Origin of the sequence: Burkholderia sp. AU4i, from assembly GCF_000466765.1 — a bacterium.
GTDB lineage: Bacteria > Pseudomonadota > Gammaproteobacteria > Burkholderiales > Burkholderiaceae > Burkholderia > Burkholderia cepacia.
Window position 1 is genome coordinate 29952 of record NZ_ASSI01000049.1, and the last position, 20152, is coordinate 50103.

Genomic DNA, 20152 nt, shown 5'->3' on the forward strand with positions numbered 1-20152 from the left:
GGCTTTCGCCGGTGGTTAGCGGATCACCGCGTTTGCGGCTGCCGCGTAGTCGACGTTGTGCTCGCGCATGTACGCGCGAATGCGGCCGTCCAGCTCGACGCGTTTCGGGTCGACGTTCTCGCCGTACTCGACGGTGTCGGCGCCAGTCGTCGTCACGCCAGCGCGTTCGCGCGTTGCGTGTTCGCTGAAGTCGACGACCTTCGGCAGCTCGCCGAGGAACGAGCGGAAGGCGGTCGCCAGCGGCTGCTTGGCATCACCTTCGCCAAACTCGAACGGCTCGCGCGCGGCGAAATCGAGCACCGCGACGACCGCATCCTTGTGCTTCGGCGCGAGCGTGCCGCCGGCGACGAGCTGCTCGGCATACGACACGTGCTCGCCGTGGCGGCGTTCGTCTGCCGCCTTGCGCTCACGCGCCTGCGAATCGGCAAGCTGCTGCTTGAGCTGGTTGTTTTCGGCCTCCAGGGCGGCCTTTTGCTCGGGGGTCACTGCGGCGTTCTCCTGCTGAGTGGTGGTGGGTTTGGTTGCCGCGCCGCGCTCGGCGAATGCGCTGGTCGGCGCATCGTCTTGCCGCGCGACCTCGCGTATCGACTCGATTTGCCAGTCGGGAATGACCGTGTCGGCCGTGTCCTGGCCGAACTGCGTGAGCAGCCATTCGCGCATGCGGCGCCAGAGGCCTGCGTTCAGCTCTTGGCCCCAGTCGCTGAATTCGACGACGCCTTCGTTGCCGTCGCTGAAATTGACGTCGCGCAGGCCCTTGAGGGCCGGCGGCTGCGCGCCCAGAAAGCCGACGTGGCGCAGGTAGTAGACGCCGGGCGTCGGGTTGTGCGGCGAATCGGGGTGATAGAAGCTGGCGCTGATCTTCTTGAAGCGCCCGGCGCTGACGAGTTCGGCGAATGCCGGATCGACCTGGGCGGGTTCGGCCTGCAGGTTGCCGCCAGCCGCAGAGAGTGATGCGACCCAGCCCCACGCCGGCGCGTTGTCGCGCGGATGGCCGATGACGATCGGCGCTTCGTGGACCTTCGGGTCGTATGCGGCAGCCGTCGCGGCAAGATCCGTTTCGGCGAACTCAAGCACGCGACCGCTCATGTCGGTCTGCGTGCCTGCCCGGAAAATGTGGAGTGGTTTCGCGTTCATGCTGCCCATCATCGGGCGGCGAACGGAACGGGTCTTTTAATCGGCTTTACGATTGAACCGGCGCTGTACGCGCGATGTGGGGAGCGCGGCAGGTTCGAACCAAACTCATAAAGCCTTTATAAAACTTTACGAGGCAGCTTCACGGCGCTTTGGCTATCGTTGCGCGCCTCGGGTGGTCCGGAGGCGCGCAGAGCGCGATCGGCTCGTCGACAGGTTAGCGACGATTCGCTGCGTCCATCAAGTGACGCAGGATGGTGTTGAGCACGGGCTCGACGGCTTCAGGTTGCAGCTCGCCGTCGGCCGTGACCGGCAGCCACGGGCGGGCGGGAATGGTGACCTTCAATCCGCGACCGGCCTGCCCGCCGAACTGGTGAATCGCGGCGTACTCCTTGTTGCTGCCAATGACGGCCGAATTGTCGTCGTGATCAGTCGAGACGCTCGCGGCCATTTGGCCACTGTCCTGCAAGATCAACAGCCCAGCCTTGCGACGCGACGCGGCCGCAGTCAGCTCGCCGTTTTTCTTGTACGCCTTCTTGCCGCCGACGCGCATGTGAATCGTCGCTTCCGACAGTGCCTGCCAGCGCGGCCGCCCCTGCGCGGCGAAGTTGTCCTCGGTGACCGACACCAGCGCCTGGGCGATCTTGCGCATCGCGCCGGCCTTCTGATGGCCGGCCTGTTCGAGCTGGAGCAGGCGCGTGCGCAGGGCCGAGTCGTCGATCTGGAAACTCACGAAATCGCTCACTGCAATTCCCTCCTGGCGATCGTGCCGAGATCACCCGTGTATCGAGACAGGTCAGGCTGCCACGCCGCAGCGCCGGGGTTGTAGCTCCAGCCGACGTCCGGCGACACGACGATTTCGCGGCGCGTGACCGGGTCGACGGTGCGGAACGTCGCGACCTCGCGCATCTCGCCGGTTTTCTCGTTGACCAGCTTGAGCGTCTTGCCGAGGCGGTCGCCGGCCGCCTCGACCTTGATGCCACGCACGACGATCTCATCGTGCGACAACGCAACCACGCGGCACCGGCAGCCCCAGCCATTTGGCGGATAAAACGACTGCCAGAACGGATCGTCGTAACGGAACACCTTGCCGTTCATCGCGCGGTGGCTCGGGCGCGTGCGACTGTCCAGGATCGCGACGTACATCCAATACGGGCGGTCGTCGACGTTCGCCATTTGTTCGGCGTAGCGCCCGGCCATGTAGGCGGTCTGCAGGTTCGTCCGGTAGATCGTCTGCAGGCGCCACGGGCTACCGAGCTGAACCTGGGTGATCTCGCCCGTGTCCTGGTCGACGTGTTCCTGCTTTCCCCACCAGCCCTTGGATTGCAGGACAGGCGTCAGCTCCTTCGTGAACCAGCGCAGCGTCTTACCTTCGCTGATCGCGGTTTCGACCGCATTGCGAATGTCCTGCAGGATGTCCAGGCGCGTGACCTTGGCGACCGTGAACGCCTTCGCCTGAGCGTCCTGCCAAAGCTCCTCCCAATCCCACGTGATCTCATAACCCTTGCTGCGCAAGTACTCGATCGCCTTCTTCGGCGGGAGCTTCATGCAGTAGCCGAGATCGACCGCTTCAGGCATGGAGACGCCCCCAGAGGTTCGCGACGAAGATCGCGCGTGCAAGACGTTCCTGCAACGCGTCTGCGTCGAGGTTCGGATACAGCTCGGCGAGCATGCCGAGCAGCTCGTCGGCGCTCGCGCCATTCGCAATCCGCTTTAAAAGCGGCGCGACCAGCGCCTGGGCGTCGGCATTCAGGTCATGTGCCGACAATGTGTTAAGCGCAGCGTCGAGCGCGTCCTGGTCGGGCGCCTCGAACTCTGCGAAGGATGCGGCGCCCACGGCATCAACGGCGGACACCGGCAGAGGCCGTTCGTCCAGGTCGCCATCCTGCAGGTTGTACGCCCGCTTGAAATACGCCGGCGTGAAGCGCGCGCCAGCTTGCGTCAGCTTCTGGTCGCGGCCGGCCTGAATCTCGTCGACCTGTTCCTGCTCCCACATATCGAAGACAGGCCGGGCGGCGCCGTCGAAGTTCAGGTCACAAATCCAGCGGATCAGCATGTTCATCGCTTCGGCGACGATCGCCTTGTCGCCGTCGCGAATGTCGTCCGTTACCTCAAGCCCGGCCTGCGCGGACGCACGCGTCGACGTCGCCTCGGTGGTCTGGTTCTGGCCCAGCAAGGCAATCGACACCTCGCCGCGGCAGAAGTGCAGCAGGCGCTCGTAGACGTCGGCGCTGCCGCTCTTGCCGGCGGCTTCCTTGATCTCGATGCTGGAATCGTCCGGGACGACGGCGACAGCATCCTGCACCATGTCTTCCAGGCAATCGAGCAGCAGGTTCTTTTCGCCATCGGATGCGCTGCGCGGGTGCTTGCCGACCAGCATCGGCGAACCGTATTTCTCGGTGAACTGCACCCAGAATTTGAGACCGCCTTTCTTGAACGTCGTCGGCCAGAAGCACATCGACAGGTCCGGAAAGCCGTAGGGGTTCAGATATGTCGCCTCCTGGCGCGGGACCAGGAACTTGCGTGCCGGCAGTTCCTCACCCTGAACCCAGTGTTCTTTGCTTCGAAAGCGGAGCTGGTTCTCCGGGTCGTAGACGAACCAGTCGGCCGGCTTGCCGACGACGTCGATCGGCACGATGTATTTGCCGACCTTGCCCCAAGCGATCTCCATAGGCTGGTAGCCGTACAGAACGGCGTCCAGCATTTCGGTCACGATCCGGGACAGGTCGAGGTCCGCGAAGACGTCGGCGATCGACTTCGCGACGCGACTCTTGGCCTGGCCCCGGTCGAGGCCCCATTCAAGCGCCTTCACGGCCGCCTTGCGGCGGCGCACGCAACCGCCGACGTGCGCGTCCGCGCGCAGCTCGCGGTAGACGCGGATGTCCTTGCCGAGTGCTTTGAGTACCGGGTCGGGATTCGGCAGGTACATGCCGAGCGCGAAGAAGTCGATGCTTCGCGCCCGCGTCGCGATCTGCGACGACAGCGACGTGTCCGGCTCGCCGAACGTTACAAACTCGGTGGGGCTGACCCACAAACCCTTGCTCATGCGTAACCCTCTGTCATTCGGACGCTGGAACGGCGCCGCCGCGATTTGGCGGTCACCGGCCCCTTGTTCAGTTCTCGGCTTGCGTAATACGCCAGCGCGACCGCCACGGCGGCGTCGCCGTGGCGCTTGCCGTCGTCCTGGCCGGTCGTGCGCACGTCCGGGATGCGCGGCACGCCCTTGATGACCTGGACGGCGCGCAGGTCCGCGAGCACGTCGGCATCCTTCGGAAGGCCGTCGAGCGTGCCATCTTCGAATGCCGCCTTCACGGGCGGCATGTGCTCGCGGTACCACGACTCCGACAGCATCACTTGCTGGATGCGCGATGCGCCGTAGCGCTGCATCGCGATTTCGGCGAGGTACTGGCCGTTGCCGCGTGCGTCGAAGGCGCCGCCCGTGAAGCGCGGGAGCCGGTCGAGCAGGTAAAAGGCAATCTGTTCCTGCTGCCGGAACGGTACGTTGCGCAGCTCGACGATGAACGGCACGCGACGAATCAGGTTCTGTTGTTCGATCAGCGGCACGTGGACCGTCAGGTCGCCGGTACGGCCGAAGTCCTCGCCGTTGTACGAGCGGGCGTCGGCCGGGAGCGCCGCGAGCAGCGGACCGAGCGTCGCTTCGAGCCAATCGCGGCATTCGGCTGCGCGGATGTGATCGGGAAGCACCTCGAAACCTTGTTTGCAGGCCCAGCGCAGCACCGGCGTATCAGCCGACATGCGCGACTCGATCAGCGCGCGCGACAGCCATGCGCCGCCGCTGTTCTTCGGCACGCAGTCCAGTTCTTCCTCGGCATCCGCGCCGTACGACGCACGAATGTCCTTGACCCACTTGGCTTCGCCCTCGGCCGTCCAGGCTTCGCCCTTGCGCAAACAGATGCGTTGGTAAAGCCCGTCGCGAACCGCATCCTCGAACGTGATGCGATGCAGGCTGTACGGCTTCTTGCCGGTGCGGACGTCCGTGACCAGCTCGTTGAACGCGTTGTCGACGCCGTCGTGCGTCGAAATGATGTGGACCTGCCCGCCCCACATCAGCAGTGCCATCGCCGCCTTCAGCAGCTCGCCGAGCTGCTCGTGGAACGCGGCTTCGTCGATGATCACGCGGCCTTGCTTACCGCGCAGGTTCGACGGGCGCGACGACAGCGCCGTCACGCGAAAGCCCGACGCGAAGCGGATCACGAACGCGAGGATCGACTTGTCGCCGTCCTTGTCCTGAAAGACTTCCTCGGTTTCCTCGATCTCGTCGGCCGCGAGGCTGTAGAACTTGGCCCAGTCGGCGCAGTCCCGGATGAATTCCTGCGCCATGTCCTTGTTGTAACCGACGTACCAAACGTCCATGCCGCGCTGGCTGGCAGCCAGCAACGCGGAATCGGCCGCTTCGCCCCAGGACAGACCGACGCGGCGCGATTTCTCGCAAACCTTGACGGGCGACGTGTCGGCGCACCATTTCTGCTGATACGGCAGCAGGACGGCCGGCGCACGGTCAAGGCGTGTATCTGCGCTCGTCATCCTGCAATCCCGAGAATTTGCCGGCGAATCACGTCGGCCGCGTCATCGGACAGGCCACCGCTCTTGACGACCTTGTCGACGGCAGCGGCGGCCGCTTCCGCACGCGCCTGGACCTCCAGGCGGAATTTCTTCTGGTTCACGCTTGCGCGGGCCAGCGTCGCGATGTTCTTCGCGGCCTTCGACAGCAGCGCAATGCGCTCGCCCGGATCGGCGTCTTCGTCGGTCGCTTCCTGCAGGTTGACGATCGATTCGAACATCTCGGTCTGCACGAGCGCAATGACGGCTTCGGAGCGCGCGTCCTGGTCGTCGGCCGCGCCTTCGGTCAGGATGCGTGCGGCTTCCGTGCTCGCCTTGATGGCGGCGAAGCGGCGCTCGATACGCTGGCCGTACCGGTGGATCGCCGACTTGCTGATCTGGTAGCCCTTGTCACGAAGCGTTTGCTCCAGCTCCTGGTAGCCCGTGAAGTTGCCCTCGACGAGCGCGCTTTCGAGCCATTCTCGCACGGCCTTCGGCAGGCGTTGCACGCCGCTGCTGCGCCCCATGTCACTGGCTCCAGTACTTGGCCGGCCGCGCGATGCCCGGCTCGCAATCGATCGTGTACTCGGCGATGTCGACGCCGTAGCGCGTGAGGTCGCCCCACCAGCGGCCCGACGGTTCCTTGCGCAGCTTCACCAGCACGCGATCGGCGAGGTAGTCCAGTTCCTTGCGCACTTCGAGCGCCGTGATGTCGGCGAAGATCGAGCGCATCGTCATCTGGATCACGTCCTCGACGACTTCCTCGGGCCGCGCGTTGTACAGCGCCAGAATCAGATACCAGCGCAGCGATTCGCGGCGCACCTTGGCGTGGTCGATTCCCAGCGGGTTGGTGGGCGTCATTGATTTCCCCGGAGTTGTAAGTTTTCGAATCTGAGCGCGATCGCGTCGAGCTTGGCTTCGATGACGGTCTGGTTGCGCACGTAGTCCTCGCGGCGTACGTACTGCAGCGGTAGGTCCGCCTGAAATCGCAGAAAGTCACGCTCCAGGCGGGCCGTGTTGTCCGCCTGCCGGCTGATCTGTTCGAGCATGGCTTTGAGCTGGTCTTCCTGTTTCTGATCACGCTCGGCCTGGTGCCGCTCGATCTGCACGATCAACACCTTGCCGGCCGCGATCAGCAAACCGATGAACGTCGCGAGCATCGACACGAGTTGCCAGAATTCCACCTGTAACGTCACTGCTTTTCTCCCTCGATGTAGTCGATCAGCTTGTTCAGTTGCGATTCGATGTCGCGGCTGCGGCGGCTGGCGTCGACGTGGTGGGCGAGGATGTCGTCCTGGCGTACCCCGGAATCAAGGGCGTCATCGGCGCCGGCCGGCGTAGCAGCTCCGGCGGCAGCACCGGTCGCGGGCACACCATTGGCGCCGGCGGCGGCGTTCCACACGCCGACAAAGCCGGCAGTGAACACGCAGCGAGGCAAATCCTGAAGAGGCGCATCCGGCGCCGGGCGATATTGGCTCGTGACACTGGGAATTCTCCGTTTCAGTTCGTCGACTTCGAGCGCGTGCCGGGCTTTCTCAGCGAACAGATCGCCGGCGAGCGCCGCCGCGCGCTGCGTCTCGGCGCGCTCCTTGATGCGCGCTTGTTCGACGGCGTCGCGCGCGCCGTCCGCGTATTGCCGTTCGAGCTTCGCGACCTTCGCGTCGCCGGCGAGCACACCGGCGTGGTAGCCGCCGAAGTACGCGATTGCGCCAGCGGCAATCGCGCCGACAGCCGCGGCACCGACAGCGACCGCCACGCACTGGCCACGTGATAGCAGGACAGGAAAGTTCATGAGCACGCTCCCGGCCCGAACCCGGCCTTGACGTACCGTGGCTCGAACGTGCGCAGGATCACGCGCGGGTAGCCGCGGTTCTCGCGGAATGCGGCCGCGTGTCGGCCGGCGTTGAAGCGCTCGACATGGCCGAACCAACGCTGCCGATCGGCGCCGCCTGCGGCCGCCACGCGCTGATCGCGATAGACCCAGCCCAGGCCGCCGTTATAGGCCGACAGCGCCATCGCCATGCGCTCGCATGCACCGGCCGCCGTGATGCGTTCCCAGAGGTGCCGGTCGTACCGCACGAGCGCACGAATGGACCAGGACGGGTTGAACGGCTGGGCCTCGCCCAGCTCGGCCGGATAGGCGCCCGCGATCCAGTCGACCGTTGACGGCATGAACTGCGCCATGCCACGGGCGCCGACGACGCTGACGGCGTCCGCGCGCCAGCGGCTTTCCTGGTGGATTTGCGCGGCGAACGACGAGACTGGCGCATCGATACCCCAAACGGCGCGCGCGTTGCGCGTCAGCTCGGCGCGGTACGCCAGTGCCTCGGAGGGCACTTGCGCAGCCGCTGGCGCAGCGGCGCCGAGCAGTGCGACGACAAAGGCAATCAGCACGCGCATGATCAGAGGCCCAGCGCGACGCCAACTACCACGCCGAGCACGATCACCGCGCGACGCAGCATGGCCGCGGCGAACACCAGCTCGTACCCGGACACAACGCGAAAGTCGGCGTCGAGGGGCGCTTCGAGCGAGCCGTATCGCCAGTCGTGTTCGAGGTAGCTGTCCGGACGTGCGTACGGGAAAAGCCCGCGATCGAGCCAGTACGCGACGACGGCCGCGAGGCTCACGAGGCTCAGTTTGTAGAGGGCGACGGGCAGTTGCTGCGGCGAGAAAAGCGCGATGGCTGCAACGAGGATGATCGCGGCGACGAGCCAGCTCGTCAGCCGCGGGAAGCGCTTGATGAAGGGCATATGACCTCCCGTAGTGGATATGCCGTCATCTTGGACGGCATGCACGGGTAGGTCTTTTAATCGGCTTTAGGGGCCACTCGCAGACGCGTTCTTACGCTGCAGGCCGTCGCGAAACAGCAGCCCACCAACGTTGACGAGGACGCTCACATCTTCCTCGGTCAGGTGTTCAATTGCGAGGTCAATCCAGCCGGCGAGCAGCGCGATCGCGTCATCCGCGTCTTGCCTGTCGCCAGTCATGTCGAGGATCTTCGCCTGATGCTCGAATGCCGCGATGACTGGGTGGATGCTCATGTCGAACTCCCCAACGAGGAGCATCCAGCATAGGCACGCGCACGGCCGGGAGCAAGGCTAAATCGACAGCCCCGGCAGGTGCGCCGCGTAGCCGGGAAAATTGACGACCCGAGCGATTGCACGTGTCGCGCCGAACTTAATGTTCATTGCAGCACGCTCGGCCGACTCAGGCGGAATCGTCATCTCTTACGACGTGCCGTGAGATCGCGCCAGATACCGGGCTTGCCGTCCGATGTCACAACGCACTCGATGTCGGGCGCTTCGGAATTGTCGATGATGGCGCCGACCGCGTACGTTTTCCCCGCGTACTGGCAACCGCCGAATGCCGACTGGAGCTGGCCGATCGTTTGATGGCTGGTCCAGCCGTAGTAGCCGAGAGTGGCCGCGCTCAGGAGCGCTGCGAACAACGTGACCTTCAACAACGTTCGAGTGGAGGCGAGTTGCGCCTGGACGTGCTGAAGTTGCGGAGTCAGGTCGATGTTCGGATTCTCGCAAACGTTCTCGCGAGCGGGCGTAGGTTGGTCGTTGCTCGGTGCCACAGACTTGATCGCTACGCGGTTCAGCCAGGATGTGAGGTATTGCTCGACATCGACGTAGCGGTCGCTTCGAATGAACTTGATCCGCTTCGCGCCTGCGCGTGCCAAAACGACCCGACAAACTTTCAGGGCGTCACCTTCGGTCGCATCGGCAATCTGGCCGACCAGTTCCATAATCACGCCCTTCTGGTGGTTCGTCACGAACTCAACTTCGGTCTCCTTTACGCCGAACTGGAGGTTCACGACATTGCTGTTCGAGATCGGAACACCGTGGTTGACGATGTCGCGGCCGGCGACGTTCCCGATTGAGTCGGCCCGAATATTCACTGAGCGATCAGCGATGTTCGCTTCTCTCGCCTGTACAGCTTGCCCGACCGGCCTGTTGAACTCCTGTTTCCCGTTAGATTCATTGGTCATTTTCTTTTCTTGCCTTTACCAAAAAAACTGACACCGCTCTGGTCGAGGTTTCCTTCGACCTTCACGGCCTGACCCACTTGGCCGTGGAAAACTTGCTCCTTACGTCCGGCGGGCGGCGATTCAGCGCCAGCCACCAAGGCTCCGATTGCGGCCGCCTTTAGCACAAGTGGAGCTGCGCGGTACCGCTCCAGCAACTCCGTCTCATCGTTCGTCAATCCAGCGACGGAACGAATTCCTGTGATGACGTACTGCACGTCAACGCCTTCCCGTGACACGGCGTAGAGATACGCCGCGTCCGGCGTACTTTCCCCTTTTTCATAGGTTATCTGCGCGCGCTTCGATACGTCGGCCAGCTCAGCAAACTCGGTCTGACTCCTCTTTAGCCGGCTGCGCTCCTCCTTCAGCCGTGCGCCGATCTCGATTTTCTGCACATCAACCCCTTGCATGGTGCAGAATTCTGCACCATAATTAACTCACACCGTCCCACCACGAACGGCAACTTAGTCGGCACTTTGTGCAGTGCCGACGGCCCCTTAACCGGAGCGTCTATGAAACTGCGTACCGCTGCTGAAGCCCGCGCGGAGCTTCAATCAAAAGGTGTCTCGATCACCCAGTGGGCGATCGCGAACAAATTCTCTCCCAACCTCGTCTTCGAGGTCTTGGGTGGCCGGAAAAAGTGCGTTCGCGGCCAAGCGCACGAAATCGCCGTCATGCTGGGCCTCAAGGCTGGTGAAATCTGCGCCGACCCGGCAAAAGCACTCGCTTTGCCTCGACACCGCGTTGCCGCGTGAGAAAGCTCATGCGCTGCGCTTTCGGCTTCCCATTCAATAACCCGGTCATCGGCGAGCCCTCGCTTCGTCCAGCATTTGCACCATCTGCAGGACAACTTCGCCGCCGCGCGCCTGGATCGGATCGGGCAGTTGACGCCGGCCAGCGCCGAAACGGCGCAGCGCCTGCGAAAAACGTACACCGTCGACGCGGCCTTGTTCTTCGAGGTGACTGATAAGTCGAAGCATCGTCTGCCCGACAGCATCCACCCGCGCCGCTAACTCACTGAAATCCGAGTCCGTCATGGAACATTTTTCCCGTAAGAGTAACCGTTTTTCATTCTACGAGTCGCAACGCTGTTGCATAGGCGCAAAACGGGAATTTGTTTGGAATCGGCCGGAAACCATTCTGAATGGGGACTCCAAATGAGCCGCCGGAATTGGAAACGTATTCAGCCGCATAGCCTTCGGCATGCGCTTGAACTCTGTAAAGAGCATGCGCGCGAGCGGCGCAACCTCGGTGTCGAGCGCATTGCCGAACATATGGGGCTTGCTGACCACTGGACCCTCTACAAGTGGTTCCAGTCAGCCCGCATGCCGATCTCGCTACTCCGTCCGTTCGAAGATGCCTGCGGCGCCGACTTCGTCACGCGCTGGGTGGCAGCCAGTGCCGGCCGGCTGATCATCGACATCCCGACCGGCCGCGACGCAACTGCCGAAGACATGCAGGTCCTGCAGCGCACGCTCAACGCGGCGGTCGGGCAACTGCTCGACTTCTACGCTGGCTCGGCCGATGCCGATGAAACGATCTCGACGATCCAGCAAGCGATGGAGGGCCTCGCGTGGCATCGCGGCAACGTCGAGCGCCACGTTCAGCCCGAACTCGACCTGGGGGGCGCCTGAATGACCACCAACGCAACCACGAAGTCCGCCGAGAAGGTGCTGGAGGTTCTCAACGTCCTGCTCGGTCATTTCGCGCACGGTCTGACGCCGGGTGAAGTCGCCAAGGCGACGAACCTGTCGCCGTCGAACATCACGCGCTACGTGGCGACGCTTGAGGCGATGGGTTTCGCAGAAAGGATTCCGGAAACGGGCCGCATTCGGCCGTCCGTGAAGCTGGCGCAGCACGCCGTAGGAATTTTGCGCAGCTTGGACAGTGCCCGAGCCCGCATTGATGAAACCGAAAACCGCTTGAAGAAGTACGTCTAACTGGAGAAGGCTATGGGCCGCAAAACAAGTCAAACAACCGTCGTCGCGGCGGACAACACCCTGGAAGTACTCCCCGCGCTTACCGAAGCGGCGAACGCGCTCGCCGCACGCTCCAGCGAGATTTCGAAGCAGTTCGGCGATGGCCTGCCGTATGAGCGCCATCGTGTCGTGAACGAGGCTCGTTTCTATATGGCGCAGTCAGCCGAAGCCATGCTTGAGGCCGGGAAACGTCTCATCCTTCTGAAGGAAAACGAGCCGCACGGCGAATTCACGGAGATCGTCGAAGATCAGCTCGGGCTGAATGAACGCACCGCGCGTCGAATGATGGCGGCGTCGGTCAAGTTCATGTCACCCGCACTGGAGTCAAAACGGACAGCGCTGTCCGTTTTGGGGAAAACCAAACTCTTCGAGCTAGTTGCAGAGGATGACGACGACCTCGCAGCGCTCGCAGACGGCGGCACTGTAGCAGGCATGACGCTCGACGACATCGATCGTATGACCAGCCGCGAACTCCGCGCCGCACTTCGGGAAGCGCATGAAAACGCGACGGCACAGGCTCGGCTCCTGTCCGACAAGAACGCGAAGATCGACGAGCTGGCCGCGAAAAAGACGCGCGTCAAACGGGTCACGCCCGATCAGGAAGGTGAGGAAATCCGCAAGGAAACCAGCGCGATCGCCTTCGAGGCGGAGTCGGTCATTCGCGGCAATCTGCGTGCCGCGTTCGAAACCCTCGCGCAGCACGCCGAGACGAACGGTGCGCCGCATAACGATTTCATGGCCGGCGTCCTGGGTCAAATCCAGTTGTCGCTCAACCAGCTTCGAAGCGAGTTCGGCGTCAAGGCCGCTGCGGATGGTGACGACGTCCCGCAATGGCTGCGTGATACGGCGGCCGGGACAGCGGCTGACGACTACTCGCGCGCTGCTAACTGACTCGGGGGCTCGCGACGATGAGTGCCGTCTTGAACGAACGCATTGTGGCTGTCGCCCAGGCAGCGCGCGCGGCCGGCCACGGCAAGAAAGGTGCGATCTACGATGCGGCCTGCCGCGAGCTGGGCCTGTCGTTCACCACCCTGATGCGCAAACTGAAGGAAGCCACTGTGACCACGCAACGCAAGCGTCGCGTCGACGCGGGTCAAAGCTCGCTGACGCGTGACGAAGCCATGCTGATTTCCGCGACGCTCATCGAGTCGACCCGGAAGAATGGCAAGCGCCTGTATTCGGTCGGCGACGCGGTCCAGACCCTGCGCGCGAACGGCATGATCCGTGCGGAATTCCTCGACGAGTCCACGGGCGAGCTGCGGCCGCTATCCGATAGCGCGATTCAACGCGCGCTGCGCACGTACGGCGTGCACCCCGACCAGTTGCTTGCACCGGCCCCGGTGACCGAGCTGGCGAGCCTGCATCCGAATCACGTATGGCAGATCGACGCGAGCCTGTGCGTGCTGTACTACCTGAAGCCGACTGCTGACGCCCGTGCCAACGGTCTGCGTGTGATGGATCACGCCGAGTTCTACAAGAACAAGCCGAAGAACCTCGCACGGATCGCAGCCGATCGCGTGTGGAGCTATGAAATCTCCGACCACGCGAGCGACTGGATATACACCGAGTACGTGATGGGCGCGGAGTCGGGCGAAAACCTCTGTTCGACGCTCATTAATGCAATGCAGGAACGTGGTGGTGCCGATCTGCTGCATGGGGTGCCGCGCATTCTGATGCTTGACGCGGGCTCGGCGAACACGGCCTCCATGACCCGCAACCTGTGCCGGTCGCTCGGTATCGAGCTGATCGTGCACAAGGTCGGCAACGCACGCGCCACCGGACAGGTGGAAAACGCACGGAACCTCATCGAGCGCAAGTTCGAACCGGGCCTCAAGTTCCAACCGGTGACCAGCCTCGACGAGCTGAACGCGCTTGCAAAGCGCTGGCGTATGCACTTCAACGCAACCGAAACGCATAGCCGACATGGCGCTACCCGTAGTGAGGCGTGGATGCGCATTACCGCCCAGCAACTGATCAAAGCCCCGTCGCTCGACGTTTGCCGGGAGCTGGCGGTCGCCGCCCCGGAAAGCCGAAAGGTCACGCCGAAGCTGCGCGTGTCGTTCCGTGGCGAGGAATACGACGTGTCGTCGGTGCCGGGCGTTATGGTCGGCGAGAAGCTGATGATCACGCGCAATCCGTGGCGCGACGATGCCGCGCAAGCCGTCCTGACTGGCGAAGACGGACACGAGACGTTCTTCGTTGTCCCGGTCGTGACACGTACCGAATTCGGCTACGCCGAAACCGCCGCGGTGATCGGCGAAACCTACCGCCGTCATGCCGATACGCCGGCACAGCACGCGCTTCGTGAGATCGAGCAGCTCGTCACCGGTACGTCGACGCCGGCCGAGGCGGAAGCGGCTCGTAAGGGCAAGGCGCTGCCGTTCGGCGGCCGTCTCGACCCGTACAAGCACCTCGACGAAGCCGATCTTCCGACGTACCTGCCGCGCCGTGGCACGGAACACGACCTCGTCGCGCCGCGCGTCGAACTGGCGCCGCTCACGCTGATCGAGGCGGCAAAGCAGATCAAGGCGGCTGTCGAAGCTGCCGGCGTCGACTGGAGCGCCGACCGGTTCCGCTGGCTGCAACAGCGCTATCCGGACGGTGTACCGCAAGAGCAGCTCGACGCGATCGTCGCCGAGCTTACCGGCCCGCGTGCGGGTCAACAGCAACCGCTGCAGCTCGTTCGCGCAGCGGCAGGAGGTCAATGATGTTGGTCCTGAAAAGCGTTCTGCAGCGCGCCTCGCTCAAGCAGGCCGAGCTTGCGGAACACCTGAATCTGTCGCAGGCGGCGGTCGCTCAGATCGTGAACCACGGCGTATGGCCGCGCAGCCTCGACGACCTCGATCTGCGGGAGCGAATTCTCGACTACCTGGAGAACAAAGGGGTGTCGGACGCGGGCTCAGGTGTTTTCGATGAAGTGCAAAAGGTGGGTGGCCCGACCGATGTCTTGGCGGATACGACGGGCCACCCGATCTCCCAGCCGAACAGCAATACCGATCTCAACCAGGAGGAATCCATGTTACTGCGCAAACAGGTTCTCGCACCAGCCACCCGCAAGCACTTCGGCCTGTTCCGTGACCCGTTCGCGGATGACATCCAGTCGCACGAAGATATGTTCGTCAGCCCTGACATTCGTTACGTGCGTGAGGCGATGTTCCAGACCGCGAAGCATGGCGGGCTCCTGGCCGTCGTCGCGGAATCGGGCGGCGGCAAGACGACGCTGATGCGCGACCTCGACGACCGCGTGATGCGTGAGAATCAGCCGATCATCGTCATCAAGCCGTACGTGCTGGCGATGGAGGACAACGACCAGAAAGGCAAGACACTGAAGGCGACGCACATCGCGGAAGCGATCATGGCCGCCGTGGCCCCGCTGGAGAAGGTCAAGAGCAGCCCGGAAGCGCGCTTCGCCCAACTGCACAAGGCTTTGAAGGAAAGCCACGCGGCGGGTTACCAGCATTGCCTCGTGATCGATGAGGCTCATGCGCTGCCGATCGCGACCCTCAAGCACCTGAAGCGCTTCTTCGAGCTGGAGATGGGCTTTAAAAAGCTGCTGTCCATCATCCTGATCGGCCAACCCGAGCTGAAGGTCAAACTGTCCGAGCGCAACCAGGACGTACGTGAAGTCGTGCAGCGATGCGAAATGGTCGAACTGGCGCCGCTCGACGGCCCGCGCCTGGACGAATACCTCCGGTTCAAGTTCGGTCGCCTCGACAAGCCGGTCACCGACGTGATCGATGCCAGCGGCGTCGACGCGCTGCGCGCGCGGCTCACGATGACCAGCACGCGACGCGATCGTGCCGAAACGGTGTCTCTGCTGTACCCGCTCGCGATCGGCAACCTCCTGACGGCCGCGATGAATTTGGCCGCTGGCCTGGGCGTGCCGGTCGTCAATGCAGACGTGATCAAGGGAGTCTGACATGGGCGCCATCGTGCAAATGAACCTGCCCGCATCGCGGAGTCCGCTGCCTGACGGCACGCGGGTATTCGACGCAGAGTGCGTCTCGCGTCTCACGCTGCTGAACGCTTGCGCGCGGGCGCTGCGTGGCCTGGGCTACCGGGTGCTGGCCGAGGAGATCGCGCCACGCGATGGCAGCCGGCCGACGATCCATATCGGCCCGTACCTCGCGAAGTCATCCGACGTGCTGCGGGAGCGTGCGGGCGGTGTCTCTATTCAGCGACGTGGCGACCGACAGTTCGCCCACGTCATTTTCATGAGCGTTCGAGTGACGTGGGAGATAGCAGCATGAGCCCGTTCCTTGGCCCGCGCTACGGCGATGTGCAAACGGAGTACTGCACGGCGGACGACCGCATCCGCATGGTGCGCGACTTTGATCGCGTGAAGTGCGAGGCGGCGTTGGAGGTCCCAAACCTCCAGAAAACCGTTCGTCGTGCCGTGCTCGCGCGCCTGAAGAAACTCCGCGCGTTTGACCGCGAGTTCGCGGCCGAATCGACCCGCCTCACGAAAACCGCTTGCACTCGGACGAAGCCATGACCGACGCGATCGTTATCGCCGCGGGAATTGTCTTTCTCGTCTGCCTCTGCCGCAAGGAAATACGTCGCTGGTGGACGAGCTAACCAATCTTCAACCATCTACCGATCAGGAGCACCACATGGAACAGAAACAGATTCCGAACGGTTACTGGCAGGACGCGAAAGGCTGCCTGATTCCCGAAACCATGATCAAGCCGATCGACCGCGAGCGCGATCGCCTCGTTCGCGAGCTGGCGGACGAAGCCAAAACGAGATCGAAGGGACTCGTCGACCTGAAGGCTCGAATCTTCGGCGATATCTCGGCCTTCATCGACCTTTCCGCGGAGGAATACGGCTCGAAGGTCGGTGGCAAGAAAGGCAACGTCACCCTGTACTCGTTCGACGGCCGTTATCGGATCCAGCGCGCCATCCAGGACCGAATCGCGTTCGATGAACGCCTGCAGGCGGCCAAATCCATGATCGACGAATGTCTGCGTGACTGGACCTTGGATGCCCGCCCGGAGATTCAGGCGATCGTGACGCAGGCGTTTGCGACCGACAAGGAAGGCCAGATCAACACCGGTCGCGTGCTCGCGCTGCGTCGCCTGGACATCACCGATCCGCGCTGGCTGGAAGCGATGCGAGCGATCGGCGAAGCCCTGCAGGTGATCGGCAGCAAGTCGTATGTCCGCGTCTACGAGCGTGTCGGCGACACCGATCAATACGTACAGATTCCGCTCGACATCGCGAACGCGTAACCGCGGCGCCGAGTTATTTCGCTGGCCGCGAGCGTTTCGCGGTATCCACCATACGGAGCATTCATGAACAAAGCGGACCTGATCAACCACGTAGCGGCCGAAACGGGCCTGACGAAAGCCGATTCCGGCTTTGCACTGGAGGCAGTCCTGGAGGGCATCACAAAGTCCCTGCGGAAGGGCGACAACGTGACGCTCACGGGCTTCGGCGTGTTCAGTGTTGGCGCCCGTGCGGCTCGCACGGGCCGCAACCCGGCGACCGGCGAGGAAATCAAGATCCCAGCTTCGAAGGCGCCGAAGTTCAAGGCAGGCAAAGGGTTGAAGGACGCCGTCAAGTAATCGTCGAGCTGCGACCGAGGCGCCCAATGTATCGGGCGTCTTCTTGCCGCACCGCGTGACCGCGATGCGGGACCACTACACGAAAGCAACCGAACTTTGTGAGCAAATGAGCGCAATCGAGAAACTCGGCGCCGCTATTGAGGCGGCACTTGATGAAGCCCCTGCATCTGACGTCTTGTCCGTCCTGACTGGCGCGTTCGTCGGTCTTGCTGTCGAACTGGTGCGTCGTCATGGACATGACGTCGCCAAAGAAATCACGGTCAACGGTGGACAGCAACGAGACATCACCATTCATGCTCCGAAGGAGCCGGGCGACGTCGATGTACTCAAAGCGTGAACGCGGGCCAGAGGCCCGGCAAAAGCTCATCCGCCTGATTCACGTCGCAAAGCGCAATCTTGCGATGCCCGACGACAGCTACCGTGCTGTCTTGATGCAGATTGGAAAGAAGGAATCCGCCGCGGACCTGAGCATTCCAGAACTGGAAAGGGTTCTGGAACACATGAAGCGCTGCGGCTTTAAAGTGCGTTCCAAAAAGGGCGCGCGCGGCCAGGCGGACGACGAGCAATCGAAGATGATCCGCGGCCTCTGGCTTGAGCTGGCGGATCGCGGCGTGGTGCAGAACCGGTCTGAGGAAGCGCTTGGCGCTTTCGTAAAGCGCATGACGCACGTCGACGCGCTCGAATGGCTCAGTTCCGCCCAGGCGTCCCGTGTAATCGAGCACCTCAAAAAATGGCGTGACAGGACGACGGAGGCCGTATGAAGGACGAAACGTTCAAAAGCAAGGGGCCGGAACTGCTGGTTGACTTGTCCGTACAGGTCGCCCAGGCCCTGATCGAGCTGGCCGACATCGGCGCCGACCAGGCGAACCAGCTCGGCCGCGAGATCGCCGACCGCATGGCCGGCCACTGGGGCGGCCAGAACATCTACTTTCCAATGGGCGTGTCGTACCGGCTGTCCCAGCGAGATCGACAAATTTTCGACGAATTCCGCGGCGACAACCATGCCGAGCTGGCGCGGAAGTTCGGTGTATCACTCCAGTGGATTTACAAGATCATCAAGGCGGTCCGACGCGAGGAAATCGCCGCCCGCCAACGCGACCTGTTCGCGAGCCCCACTTCTGCCGATTGAGCTTGAGGCGGCTGCCTTGACAGGTAGGTAGCCGCCCCCTCAGACTTCTTTGCAGCCGTCGACGTAGTGCCGCAGGTTCGGTCCGCAAGTGTCGTCGTAAATCCCGCGTCCGCCAGTGGACAACGGTGTTGCCCCCACCACAAGGGCGGGGACAACCGCTACGCGGTTCCACCGTTGACCACTGTCTCCTCGCGAGCTTTGCCTTCGGCCTGACGCGGCCCTCGCGGGCCTTGCCCCAGAGAGATATATTTCTGTTTCAACCTACGCAAGTGGTTTGCAAGCGCCGTTCCGTGTGATCCCGTCCCATCCCGCGTCATACCGGAAATATCGCGCGTTCTCCCTTGGAAATATCTCACCTCTCTTCATCGTTCTTCAACACGAAGCTGCGGGCGGCGCTGCAGGCCGGCAGCGTGTCGGCCGTGCGGCTGAACGACATGGTGCAGCGCAAGCTGCGCACGCTGATCCGCATCGGCGTGATGGATGCGCCGCCGAAGCCGGGCGGCGCGATCGACGAAGCGGCCGGCAACGCCGATGCGCTCGCGATCGCGCGGCAATCCGCGGTGCTGCTGAAGAACGCGGCCGCGCCCGGCGATGCGCAGCCCGTGCTGCCGCTGGCGGCCGGCGCGCTGAAGTCGGTCGTCGTGATCGGCGGGCATGCGGACGCGGGCGTGCTGTCGGGCGGCGGCTCGGGCGCGGTGCCGGCGATCGACGGCAATGCGGTGACGACCTGCCAGCAACCCGCCGACACGCTGTTCGGCGGCTGTGCGACGTGGTACAAGTCCGCGCCGCTCGCGGCGATTCGCGCGAAGGCGCCGAACGCGGCGGTCAGCTACCTCGACGGAACCGACGCGAATGCCGCGGCGAGCGCGGCCGCGCAGGCCGATGTCGCGATCGTGTTCGCGACGCAGTGGCAGACGGAAGGGCTCGACCTCGCGAGCCTGTCGCTGCCCGATGCGAAGGCCGACCCGTACAACCAGCAATACGACCAGAACGCGCTGATTGCGGCGGTCGCGGCGAAGGCGAAGCGCGTGATCGTCGTGCTCGAGAACGGCAGCCCCGTGCTGATGCCGTGGCTCGCGAACGTGCATGGTGTGCTCGAAGCGTGGTATCCCGGCGCGCAGGGCGGCCAGGCGATCGCCGATCTGCTGTTCGGCGATGCGAACCCGTCGGGCCGGCTGCCGCTGACGTTCCCGAAGCAGGAGGCCGACCTGCCGCAGCCGGCGATCGATCCGTCGCGCACGCAGACCGTTTACGCAGAAGGGCTCGCGTACGGCTATCGCTGGTTCGACGCGAAGGCGATCGAGCCGCTGTTCCCGTTCGGCTACGGGCTGTCGTACACGACGTATGCGTTGTCGGCGCTGTCCGCGCGGGCCGATGCGGCAGGCAACGTGACGGTCGGCGTGACGGTGACGAACACCGGCGCGCGGGCCGGTGCGCAGACGGTGCAGATCTACGCGGCACTGCCCGCGTCGCTCGGTGAACCGCCGAAGCGCCTCGTCGGCTGGACCAAGGTCGCGCTGCAGCCGGGCGAGGCGCGTACCGTCAGCGTTGCGGTGCCGGCGCAGCGCTTCGCGGTGTGGGATGCGAATGCGCATGCGTGGCGGATCGCCGCGGGCAGCTACGGGCTGTCGGCGGCGGCTTCGTCACGTGACCCGCAGGCGCAGTCGACGACGGTGACGCTCGCCGCGCACTGAGCCGGGCGGCCACGCGGCACGCGGCGAGGCCGGTCGTGGTCTCGTCGCGTGCCGGCACGTAC

At 63.8% G+C, this 20152-nt stretch carries 28 protein-coding genes and 1 pseudogene; 14 read left to right on the forward strand and 15 right to left on the reverse strand.

Annotated features, from left to right (window positions below; all coding sequences use genetic code 11):
* Positions 1–15: 15 nt before the first annotated feature.
* The 14 genes from L810_RS11095 to L810_RS11160 all read right to left on the reverse strand — a co-directional run bounded on the left by L810_RS11095 (position 16) and on the right by L810_RS11160 (position 10131).
* On the reverse strand, positions 16–1134 hold the full coding sequence (locus tag L810_RS11095; protein WP_042974066.1) for a peptidase: 1119 nt from the start codon (positions 1132–1134) through the stop codon (positions 16–18).
* A gap of 214 nt (positions 1135–1348) precedes the next feature.
* Positions 1349–1876, reverse strand: a complete 528-nt coding sequence (locus L810_RS11100) for a phage virion morphogenesis protein (protein WP_021158459.1) — start codon at positions 1874–1876, stop codon at positions 1349–1351.
* The gene (locus L810_RS11105; RefSeq protein WP_021158460.1) at positions 1873–2709 is read right to left on the reverse strand and encodes a phage head morphogenesis protein; all 837 of its coding nucleotides are present in this window, start codon (positions 2707–2709) and stop codon (positions 1873–1875) included. Before L810_RS11105 ends, L810_RS11100 begins: the two co-directional genes overlap by 4 nt.
* Positions 2702–4177 (reverse strand): DUF935 domain-containing protein, encoded by a 1476-nt coding sequence (locus L810_RS11110; RefSeq protein WP_021158461.1) that lies wholly within the window; start codon positions 4175–4177, stop codon positions 2702–2704. Before L810_RS11110 ends, L810_RS11105 begins: the two co-directional genes overlap by 8 nt.
* Positions 4174–5676, reverse strand: a complete 1503-nt coding sequence (locus L810_RS11115) for a terminase large subunit domain-containing protein (protein ID WP_021158462.1) — start codon at positions 5674–5676, stop codon at positions 4174–4176. The genes L810_RS11110 and L810_RS11115 overlap by 4 nt, the downstream gene beginning before the upstream one ends.
* Positions 5673–6218: a DUF3486 family protein gene (locus tag L810_RS11120; protein ID WP_021158463.1), complete on the reverse strand. Its 546-nt coding sequence runs from the start codon at positions 6216–6218 to the stop codon at positions 5673–5675. The genes L810_RS11115 and L810_RS11120 overlap by 4 nt, the downstream gene beginning before the upstream one ends.
* Before the next feature lies 1 nt (position 6219).
* Positions 6220–6552 (reverse strand): hypothetical protein, encoded by a 333-nt coding sequence (locus L810_RS11125; RefSeq protein WP_006485389.1) that lies wholly within the window; start codon positions 6550–6552, stop codon positions 6220–6222.
* Positions 6549–6887: a hypothetical protein gene (locus L810_RS11130; RefSeq protein ID WP_015985069.1), complete on the reverse strand. Its 339-nt coding sequence runs from the start codon at positions 6885–6887 to the stop codon at positions 6549–6551. The genes L810_RS11125 and L810_RS11130 overlap by 4 nt, the downstream gene beginning before the upstream one ends.
* Positions 6884–7483, reverse strand: a complete 600-nt coding sequence (locus tag L810_RS11135) for a hypothetical protein (protein WP_021158465.1) — start codon at positions 7481–7483, stop codon at positions 6884–6886. The genes L810_RS11130 and L810_RS11135 overlap by 4 nt, the downstream gene beginning before the upstream one ends.
* Positions 7480–8091 carry a transglycosylase SLT domain-containing protein gene (locus L810_RS11140; RefSeq protein ID WP_021158466.1) on the reverse strand — a complete coding sequence of 204 codons (612 nt, stop codon included), beginning with the start codon at positions 8089–8091 and terminating at the stop codon, positions 7480–7482. The genes L810_RS11135 and L810_RS11140 overlap by 4 nt, the downstream gene beginning before the upstream one ends.
* A gap of 2 nt (positions 8092–8093) precedes the next feature.
* The gene (locus tag L810_RS11145) at positions 8094–8441 is read right to left on the reverse strand and encodes a putative holin (RefSeq protein WP_021158467.1); all 348 of its coding nucleotides are present in this window, start codon (positions 8439–8441) and stop codon (positions 8094–8096) included.
* A 66-nt stretch (positions 8442–8507) separates the two neighbouring features.
* Complete coding sequence (locus tag L810_RS11150) at positions 8508–8732, reverse strand: hypothetical protein (RefSeq protein WP_021158468.1); 225 nt, start codon at positions 8730–8732, stop codon at positions 8508–8510.
* A gap of 179 nt (positions 8733–8911) precedes the next feature.
* Positions 8912–9685: a hypothetical protein gene (locus L810_RS11155; protein ID WP_042974069.1), complete on the reverse strand. Its 774-nt coding sequence runs from the start codon at positions 9683–9685 to the stop codon at positions 8912–8914.
* On the reverse strand, positions 9682–10131 hold the full coding sequence (locus tag L810_RS11160; protein ID WP_021158471.1) for a helix-turn-helix domain-containing protein: 450 nt from the start codon (positions 10129–10131) through the stop codon (positions 9682–9684). The genes L810_RS11155 and L810_RS11160 overlap by 4 nt, the downstream gene beginning before the upstream one ends.
* Before the next feature lie 102 nt (positions 10132–10233).
* Here L810_RS11160 and L810_RS11165 point away from each other — a divergent pair, with 102 nt between their 5' ends.
* Positions 10234–10476: a DNA-binding protein gene (locus tag L810_RS11165; protein WP_042974071.1), complete on the forward strand. Its 243-nt coding sequence runs from the start codon at positions 10234–10236 to the stop codon at positions 10474–10476.
* 45 nt (positions 10477–10521) lie between these two features.
* On the opposite strand, the gene L810_RS45020 is transcribed toward L810_RS11165, so the two are convergent.
* Positions 10522–10758, reverse strand: a complete 237-nt coding sequence (locus L810_RS45020) for a hypothetical protein (protein WP_081712833.1) — start codon at positions 10756–10758, stop codon at positions 10522–10524.
* A gap of 120 nt (positions 10759–10878) precedes the next feature.
* Between L810_RS45020 and L810_RS11175 the strand changes: the two genes are divergently transcribed.
* The 13 genes and pseudogenes from L810_RS11175 to L810_RS11235 form a co-directional block, all read left to right on the forward strand.
* Positions 10879–11355, forward strand: a complete 477-nt coding sequence (locus tag L810_RS11175; RefSeq protein WP_021158473.1) for a hypothetical protein — start codon at positions 10879–10881, stop codon at positions 11353–11355.
* Positions 11356–11661 carry a helix-turn-helix domain-containing protein gene (locus L810_RS11180; RefSeq protein WP_021158474.1) on the forward strand — a complete coding sequence of 102 codons (306 nt, stop codon included), beginning with the start codon at positions 11356–11358 and terminating at the stop codon, positions 11659–11661.
* A gap of 12 nt (positions 11662–11673) precedes the next feature.
* Positions 11674–12591 carry a DUF3102 domain-containing protein gene (locus tag L810_RS11185; RefSeq protein ID WP_021158475.1) on the forward strand — a complete coding sequence of 306 codons (918 nt, stop codon included), beginning with the start codon at positions 11674–11676 and terminating at the stop codon, positions 12589–12591.
* 17 nt (positions 12592–12608) lie between these two features.
* Positions 12609–14408, forward strand: coding sequence for a DDE-type integrase/transposase/recombinase (locus L810_RS11190; RefSeq protein ID WP_042974073.1), 1800 nt, complete (start codon positions 12609–12611; stop codon positions 14406–14408).
* Positions 14405–15619: an AAA family ATPase gene (locus L810_RS11195; protein ID WP_021158477.1), complete on the forward strand. Its 1215-nt coding sequence runs from the start codon at positions 14405–14407 to the stop codon at positions 15617–15619. Before L810_RS11190 ends, L810_RS11195 begins: the two co-directional genes overlap by 4 nt.
* A 1-nt stretch (position 15620) precedes the next feature.
* Entirely contained in the window at positions 15621–15950 is a 330-nt protein-coding gene (locus tag L810_RS11200; protein ID WP_021158478.1) for a hypothetical protein, read from the forward strand.
* Entirely contained in the window at positions 15947–16195 is a 249-nt protein-coding gene (locus tag L810_RS11205; RefSeq protein ID WP_021158479.1) for a hypothetical protein, read from the forward strand. The genes L810_RS11200 and L810_RS11205 overlap by 4 nt, the downstream gene beginning before the upstream one ends.
* 118 nt (positions 16196–16313) lie before the next feature.
* A complete protein-coding gene (locus L810_RS11210; protein WP_021158480.1) occupies positions 16314–16931 on the forward strand; it encodes a DUF3164 family protein in 618 nt (205 codons plus the stop codon).
* A gap of 63 nt (positions 16932–16994) precedes the next feature.
* Positions 16995–17267, forward strand: coding sequence for an HU family DNA-binding protein (locus L810_RS11215; protein ID WP_021158481.1), 273 nt, complete (start codon positions 16995–16997; stop codon positions 17265–17267).
* Between the two features lie 106 nt (positions 17268–17373).
* Entirely contained in the window at positions 17374–17604 is a 231-nt protein-coding gene (locus L810_RS45025) for a hypothetical protein (RefSeq protein WP_021158482.1), read from the forward strand.
* Positions 17588–18028: a gp16 family protein gene (locus L810_RS11225; RefSeq protein WP_042974075.1), complete on the forward strand. Its 441-nt coding sequence runs from the start codon at positions 17588–17590 to the stop codon at positions 18026–18028. Before L810_RS45025 ends, L810_RS11225 begins: the two co-directional genes overlap by 17 nt.
* Positions 18025–18396 carry a Mor transcription activator family protein gene (locus L810_RS11230; RefSeq protein ID WP_021158484.1) on the forward strand — a complete coding sequence of 124 codons (372 nt, stop codon included), beginning with the start codon at positions 18025–18027 and terminating at the stop codon, positions 18394–18396. The genes L810_RS11225 and L810_RS11230 overlap by 4 nt, the downstream gene beginning before the upstream one ends.
* Before the next feature lie 365 nt (positions 18397–18761).
* Positions 18762–20090, forward strand: a pseudogene (locus tag L810_RS11235) (glycoside hydrolase family 3 C-terminal domain-containing protein); the annotation flags it as partial.
* Positions 20091–20152: the final 62 nt, after the last annotated feature.